Origin of the sequence: Micromonospora sp. AB353, from assembly GCF_049538395.1 — a bacterium.
GTDB lineage: Bacteria > Actinomycetota > Actinomycetes > Mycobacteriales > Micromonosporaceae > Micromonospora > Micromonospora aurantiaca.
The window spans coordinates 1-5,787 of record NZ_JBMVFV010000150.1 but is presented as its reverse complement, the minus strand read 5'-3'; the positions used below and the strand labels follow the sequence as shown (position 1 = coordinate 5,787).

Sequence of the window (5,787 nt, the reverse complement as noted above, 5' to 3'; positions counted from 1 at the left end):
CACATTCCGAACCCGGAAGCTAAGCCCTCCAGCGCCGATGGTACTGCACTCGGGAGGGTGTGGGAGAGTAGGACACCGCCGGACAATCTTCCAGTCGAGGGCCGCCCCAGCAGGGGCGGCCCTCGACTGCGTTAGCGTTCTCGGCGGAAACGCCATCAGGAAGGATGTACCTGTGAGCTCAGGACCCCAGGGCGGGGACCGCCCCCGTCGTTACGAGGATCGCGCCGACCGCGGCCAGGGGCGTGGTGACGCCGGCCGTGACGGCCGTCGCGATGACCGTCCCTCGTACCGGGGCGGCCGGGACGACCGCCCGGGCGGCTTCCGTGGTGGCGACCGTGACAGTGGCACCCGCGGCGGTGACCGTCGCGAAGGCGGTTTCCGCGGTGGCGATCGCCGCGAGGGTGGCTTCCGTGGTGGCGACCGTGACGGCGGCTTCCGTGGTGGTGAGCGTCGCGAGGGCGGTTTCCGCGGCGGTGACCGTCGTGAGGGCGGCTTCGGCGGTGGCGATCGTCGCGAGGGTGGTTTCCGTGGCGGTGACCGCGAGGGTGGCTTCCGGGGTGGAAGCCGTCCGGGCGGCGACCGTCGCGAAGGCGGGTTCCGGGGCGGCGACCGTGACGGTGGTTTCCGCGGTGGTGAGCGTCGCGAGGGCGGTTTCCGTGGTGGCGACCGTGAGGGCGGTTTCCGTGGTGGGGATCGTCGTGAAGGCGGCGCCCGCGAGGGTGGTTTCCGCGGCGGTGACCGTCGTGAGGGCGGTTTCCGCGGTGGCGATCGTCGCGAGGGTGGTTTCCGGGGTGGCGATCGTCGCGAGGGTGGCTTCCGCGGTGGCGACCGTGAGGGCGGTTTCCGCGGTGGCGACCGTGAGGGTGGTTTCCGCGGTGGTGAGCGTCGCGAGGGTGGTTTCCGGGGCGGTGACCGTCGCGAGGCCGGCTTCCGGGGCGGCGACCGTGAGGGTGGTTTCCGTGGCGGTGACCGTCGTGAAGGCGGCGCCCGTGAGGGTGGTTTCCGGGGCGGTGACCGTCGCGAGGGCGGTTTCCGCGGCGGCGACCGCGACGGTGGCTTCCGTGGCGGTGACCGTCGCGAGGGCGGCTTCCGTGGTGGGGATCGTCGTGAGGGCGGCGCCCGTGAGGGTGGTTTCCGGGGCGGTGACCGTCGTGAGGGCGGTTTCCGTGGCGGCGACCGTGAGGGTGGTTTCCGTGGTGGGGATCGTCGTGAGGGCGGCGCCCGTGAGGGTGGCTTCCGTGGCGGCGACCGTCGTGAGGGCGGCTTCGCCGGAGGTGACCGTCGTGAGGGCGGTTTCCGTGGCGGCGACCGTCGTGAGGGCGGCTTCGCCGGAGGTGACCGTCGTGAGGGCGGTTTCCGTGGCGGCGACCGTGAGGGCGGTTTCCGCGGTGGGGATCGTCGTGAAGGCGGCGGCCGCGAGGGAGGCTTCCGGGGCGGTGACCGTCGCGAGGGCGGCTACCAGGGCGGCGACCGCCGGGAGAGCTACGCCGGCGGCGAGCGCCGCGACGGCGGTTTCCGCGGTGGCGACCGCGACCGTGGCTTCCGGCGCGACGACCGACGTGACGACCGGCGGCCGGGTGGCTTCCGGGGCGAGCGGGACGGTGAGCGCCGTGGCTACGGCGACCGTCCGGGCGGCGACGACCGCCGTGGCACCTACGGTCCGCAGCGGGAGCGCCAGGACGAGCGCGGCGAGGGGCGTACCGGTGAGGCGCCGGAGCTGCCCGACGACGTGGTCGCGAGCGACCTCGACTCGGCCGTCCGGGCGGAGCTGCTCTCCCTCGCCAAGCCGGTCGCGGAGACGGTCGCCCGGCACCTGGTCGCGACCGGCCTGCTGATCGACGAGGACCCGGCGCTGGCGCTGGCGCACGCCATGGCGGCCCGCCGGCTCGCCTCGCGGATCGCCGCCGTGCGAGAGGCCGTCGGGCTGGCCGCGTACCACGCCGGTGAGTGGCAGACCGCCATCGCCGAGCTGCGGACGTACCACCGGATGACCGGCCTGCAGAGCCACCTGGCAGTGCTGGCCGACTGCGAGCGGGCGCTGGGCCGGCCGGAGCGGGCCATCGACCTGTTCCGCGGGGCGGACCGGGACAAGCTCGACCAGGCCGTCGCGGTCGAGCTGCTGATCGTGGCCGCCGGGGCGCGCGGTGACCTCGGGCAGAAGGACGCCGCGGTGGCGATGCTCCAGGTCCGCGAGCTGACCGGCGACTCGACCGAGCCGTGGGCGGCGCGGCTGCGCTACGCGTACGCGGACGCCCTGCTTGCGGTCGACCGGCGCGAGGAGGCACGGGAGTGGTTCTCCCGGGCCGCCGACGTCGACTCCGAGGGGGAGACGGACGCCGCCGAGCGGCTGCTGGAGCTGGACGGCGTGGTCATCGAGGGCGACGACGAGCCGGAGGACGACGCGGACACGTCCGCGACGTCGGCCGATGACGACGATGACGATGACGACGCTCGGCTGAGCGGCGACGGCGGTGACGCGGCTCGGGCCGGCTACCGGGACCGGGACGCCGGCGACCTGGCCGACGACGAGCTGACCGACACCGAGGCCGGCTCGCTCGCCGCCGACACCCCGGCCGCCGCCGACACGACCGAGGAGCCTGCCGTCGAGGCCGAGGAGCCGGCCGCCGGCACCCCGGCCGACGAGGTCACCCAGGCGCGGGCGGCCGGCGAGGGCGAGGCGGCGGACCGCCGATGACCGGGTACGCCGGTGACACCGACTCCGGCGCGGATCGGGGAGAACCCGACCGCGCCGGGGCGGGGCGGCTCGTCGACGCGTACTCGCTCGTCGTCTTCGACCTGGACGGCGTCATCTATCTGATCGACAGGCCCATCCCCGGCGCGGTCGAGGCGGTCAGCCGGCTGCACGCCGAGGGGCGCGCTGTCGCGTACGCGACGAACAACGCCTCCCGCCGCTCCAGCGAGGTGGCCGACCTGCTCACCGGCATGGGCGTCGCGGCTGAGCCGGCGGAGGTGCTCACCTCCGCGGCGGCCACCGCCGAACTGCTCCGCGACCGGCTGCCCGAGGGCGCGCCGGTGCTGGTGGTCGGCGCGGAGGCGTTGCGCGCCGAGCTGCGCGCGGTGGGCCTGCGGCCGGTCGCCACCGCCGACGAGGAGCCCGCGGCGGTGGCTCAGGGCTACGGCCCGCAGGTCGGCTGGTCCGACCTGGCCGAGGCGTCCCTGGCGGTACGCGCGGGCGCGCCCTGGTACGCCACGAACACCGACCGCACGCTGCCCAGCCCGCGCGGCCCGCTGCCGGGCAACGGCTCGCTGGTCGCGGTGCTGCGGACCGCGCTGGACCGCGACCCCGACGTGATCGTGGGCAAGCCGGAGCCGGCGCTGTTCACCACGGCTGCGCGGCGGGCCGGGACCGGGCGCACGCTCGTCGTGGGCGACCGGCTGGACACCGACATCGAGGGCGCCCGCCGGGCCGGGCTGGACAGCCTGCTGGTGCTCACCGGCGTCAGCGACGCCACCGAGCTGCTGGCCGCACCCGAGGAGCGCCGCCCCGCGTACGTCTCGTTCGACCTGGCGGGCCTGTTCGACCCGGCCGCCGTGGTGGCGGTGCCGGGCCGGGCCGCGGACGGCGGCTGGTCGGTGACGGAGGCCGGCGCGGACCTCGTGCTCGACGGCGCGGGACCGCCGCTGGCGGCCCTCGCGGCGCTCTGCGCGGTGGCCTGGTCGACGGGGGCCGGGCCGCGCGTGCGGGCGCAGTCCCCGGCGGCGGAGGAGGCCCTCGCCGCGTTCGGTCTCGACGGCTGAGGCGCCGGGCCGCTCAGAGCAGCTTGCGGAGCTTCATCAGGTCGAACGGGTTCGCCTTGATCGACACCCGGCGGGAGGCCACCGCCGCCATGACGTCGAGCCGGCCGTGCACCAGCGCGACGAGGTCGTCGCTGCCGGTGCTCAGCGCGATCTTCGCCTTCGGGTCGTCGCCGTCGGCCAGGTCGACCAGCCGGCCGCCCTCCAGCCGCCCGTGGAACGCGGTGCCGAGGTCGGTGATCCGGCAGGCCAGGGTGCGGTCGAGGTCGATGCGTCCCTGCGCCTCGGCGTTGCGGTCCAGCCGCGCGGCCAGGTCGTGCAACGCCTGCCGGCACTCGTCCACGCTGGCCACATCGTCTCCTCACCACGAACCACGCCGTTTCCCGGCACCGTACCGCAATGGGGCGTCCGGGGTGCCCGGTAGCGTGGCACCTGCACATCTCGCCCCGCGGAAGGACTCAGGCATGCAGGACGCGTGGCGCGCCTACCTCGAGCTGGCCATGGGCCTGACGGAGGCGCCCCGGAAGAAGGCACAGGACGCGGTCATGCGCGTCGTCGGCCAGGGCGGCGCGACCGCCGCCCAGCTCCAGACGCTCGCCGAGGAACTGGTCGCGACCGGCCTGGCGAACCGGGAGTCGCTGACCAAGCTGGTCCGCTTCGAGGTGGACCGGGCACTGGGCGCGGTCGGCCTGGCCACCGCCGACGAGGTCGCCGAGCTGACCCGCCGGGTGCACGACCTGGAGCGGCAGCTGCGCGAGGCGCGCGGCCACCTCGGCCCGGCCGACACCCCGCCCGCCGCCGAGACCCCGGCCGAGGCCCCGGCGACGACGCCCGCCAAGGCCCCCGCGACGACGCCGACGAAGGCGGTGGCGAAGAAGGCGGTGGCCAAGAAGGCGATCGCGAAGAAGCCGCCCGCCACCGTGGCCCGCACCCCCGCCGACGACTCGCCCGCCGCGCCCGCCCGGTCGGCGAAGAAGGCCACCGGGCGCCGGGCGGCCGGCTCGTGACCGCGCCCCGGCCCGGCCCGCCGCCGGGTCCGCGGCCCGGACCGCCCCCGGGGGTACGGCCCGCGCCGGTCGAGGAGATCGGCGAGGCGAGCCACCCGGCGGTGGACGCCGCGGTGCTCGGCATGGCCAACGCCGAGGCGCTCGCCCCGGCCGACCAGATCGCCCAGTACGAGGCGGCGTACGAGACGCTGCGCGAGACCCTCGCCACCATCGACCAGGCCTGAGCAGAGGCGGAGACACACCTGATGGCTCGTCGTACCCGGCTGGACGCCGAACTGGTCCGGCGCGGGCTGGCCCGCTCCCGGGAACAGGCCGCCGCGCTCGTGGAGGCCGGTCGCGTCCAGTTGCGCGGAGTGCGGGCACGCAAGCCCGCGGCGATGGTCGACCCGGCCGATCCGCTGCTGGTCACCGGCGAGGATCCGGCCGACGAGTACGTCTCCCGGGGCGGCCACAAGCTGGCCGGCGCGCTCGCCGCGTTCGCCCCCGGCGGGCTGACCGTCACCGGCCGGCGCTGCCTGGACGCGGGCGCGTCGACAGGCGGGTTCACCGACGTACTGCTGCGCGGCGGCGCCGCCGAGGTGGTCGCCGTGGACGTCGGCTACGGGCAGCTCGCCTGGTCGCTGCGGACCGACGAGCGGGTGCGGGTGCTCGAGCGCACGAACGTGCGTACCCTCACGCCGGAGGCGATCGGCGGCCCGGTCGACCTGACGGTGGCCGACCTGTCGTTCATCTCGCTGCGGCTGGTGCTGCCGGCACTGGCGGCGTGCACCGGGCCCGGCGGTGACCTGGCGCTGATGGTCAAGCCGCAGTTCGAGGTCGGCAAGGAGCGCGTCGGTGCCGGCGGTGTGGTCCGCGACCCGGCGCTGCGCGCCGAGGCGGTGCTGGACGTGGCCGCGGCGGCCGCCGGGCTCGGCCTCGGTCTGGCCGACGTGGCGGCCAGCCCGCTGCCCGGGCCGAGCGGCAACGTCGAGTTCTTCGTATGGTTGCGCGGGGACGCGCCCGCCGCGGACCCGGAGCGGGTCCG

The 5,787-nt window shown here is 76.0% G+C and carries 7 protein-coding genes and 1 rRNA gene; 6 read left to right on the top strand and 2 right to left on the bottom strand.

The genetic code is table 11. The features are described from left to right. Window positions 1-84 (top strand): 5S ribosomal RNA (gene rrf / locus ACPCK6_RS29175); the annotation flags it as partial. Between the two features lie 94 nt (window positions 85-178). Here rrf and ACPCK6_RS29170 read toward each other — a convergent pair. Beyond that, entirely contained in the window at window positions 179-1,813 is a 1,635-nt protein-coding gene (locus ACPCK6_RS29170; protein ID WP_423482811.1) for a hypothetical protein, read from the bottom strand. On the opposite strand from ACPCK6_RS29170, the gene ACPCK6_RS29165 reads away from it, so the two are divergent. Continuing rightward, window positions 1,730-2,695 carry a Replicase polyprotein 1ab gene (locus ACPCK6_RS29165; protein WP_423482810.1) on the top strand — a complete coding sequence of 322 codons (966 nt, stop codon included), beginning with the start codon at window positions 1,730-1,732 and terminating at the stop codon, window positions 2,693-2,695. The genes ACPCK6_RS29170 and ACPCK6_RS29165 overlap by 84 nt on opposite strands. After that, window positions 2,692-3,759: an HAD-IIA family hydrolase gene (locus ACPCK6_RS29160; protein ID WP_423482809.1), complete on the top strand. Its 1,068-nt coding sequence runs from the start codon at window positions 2,692-2,694 to the stop codon at window positions 3,757-3,759. The genes ACPCK6_RS29165 and ACPCK6_RS29160 overlap by 4 nt, the downstream gene beginning before the upstream one ends. 13 nt (window positions 3,760-3,772) lie before the next feature. Here the strand turns inward: ACPCK6_RS29160 and ACPCK6_RS29155 are convergent, their stop codons facing one another. Beyond that, a complete protein-coding gene (locus tag ACPCK6_RS29155; protein WP_135239476.1) occupies window positions 3,773-4,108 on the bottom strand; it encodes an SCP2 sterol-binding domain-containing protein in 336 nt (111 codons plus the stop codon). 112 nt (window positions 4,109-4,220) lie between these two features. Here ACPCK6_RS29155 and ACPCK6_RS29150 point away from each other — a divergent pair, with 112 nt between their 5' ends. The 3 genes from ACPCK6_RS29150 to ACPCK6_RS29140 form a co-directional block, all read left to right on the top strand. After that, complete coding sequence (locus ACPCK6_RS29150) at window positions 4,221-4,763, top strand: phasin family protein (RefSeq protein WP_423482808.1); 543 nt, start codon at window positions 4,221-4,223, stop codon at window positions 4,761-4,763. Then, a complete protein-coding gene (locus tag ACPCK6_RS29145) occupies window positions 4,760-4,987 on the top strand; it encodes a hypothetical protein (RefSeq protein WP_366625349.1) in 228 nt (75 codons plus the stop codon). The genes ACPCK6_RS29150 and ACPCK6_RS29145 overlap by 4 nt, the downstream gene beginning before the upstream one ends. A 21-nt stretch (window positions 4,988-5,008) precedes the next feature. Beyond that, window positions 5,009-5,787: TlyA family RNA methyltransferase (locus ACPCK6_RS29140; protein WP_423482807.1), on the top strand; the 779-nt coding region annotated here is incomplete at its 3' end.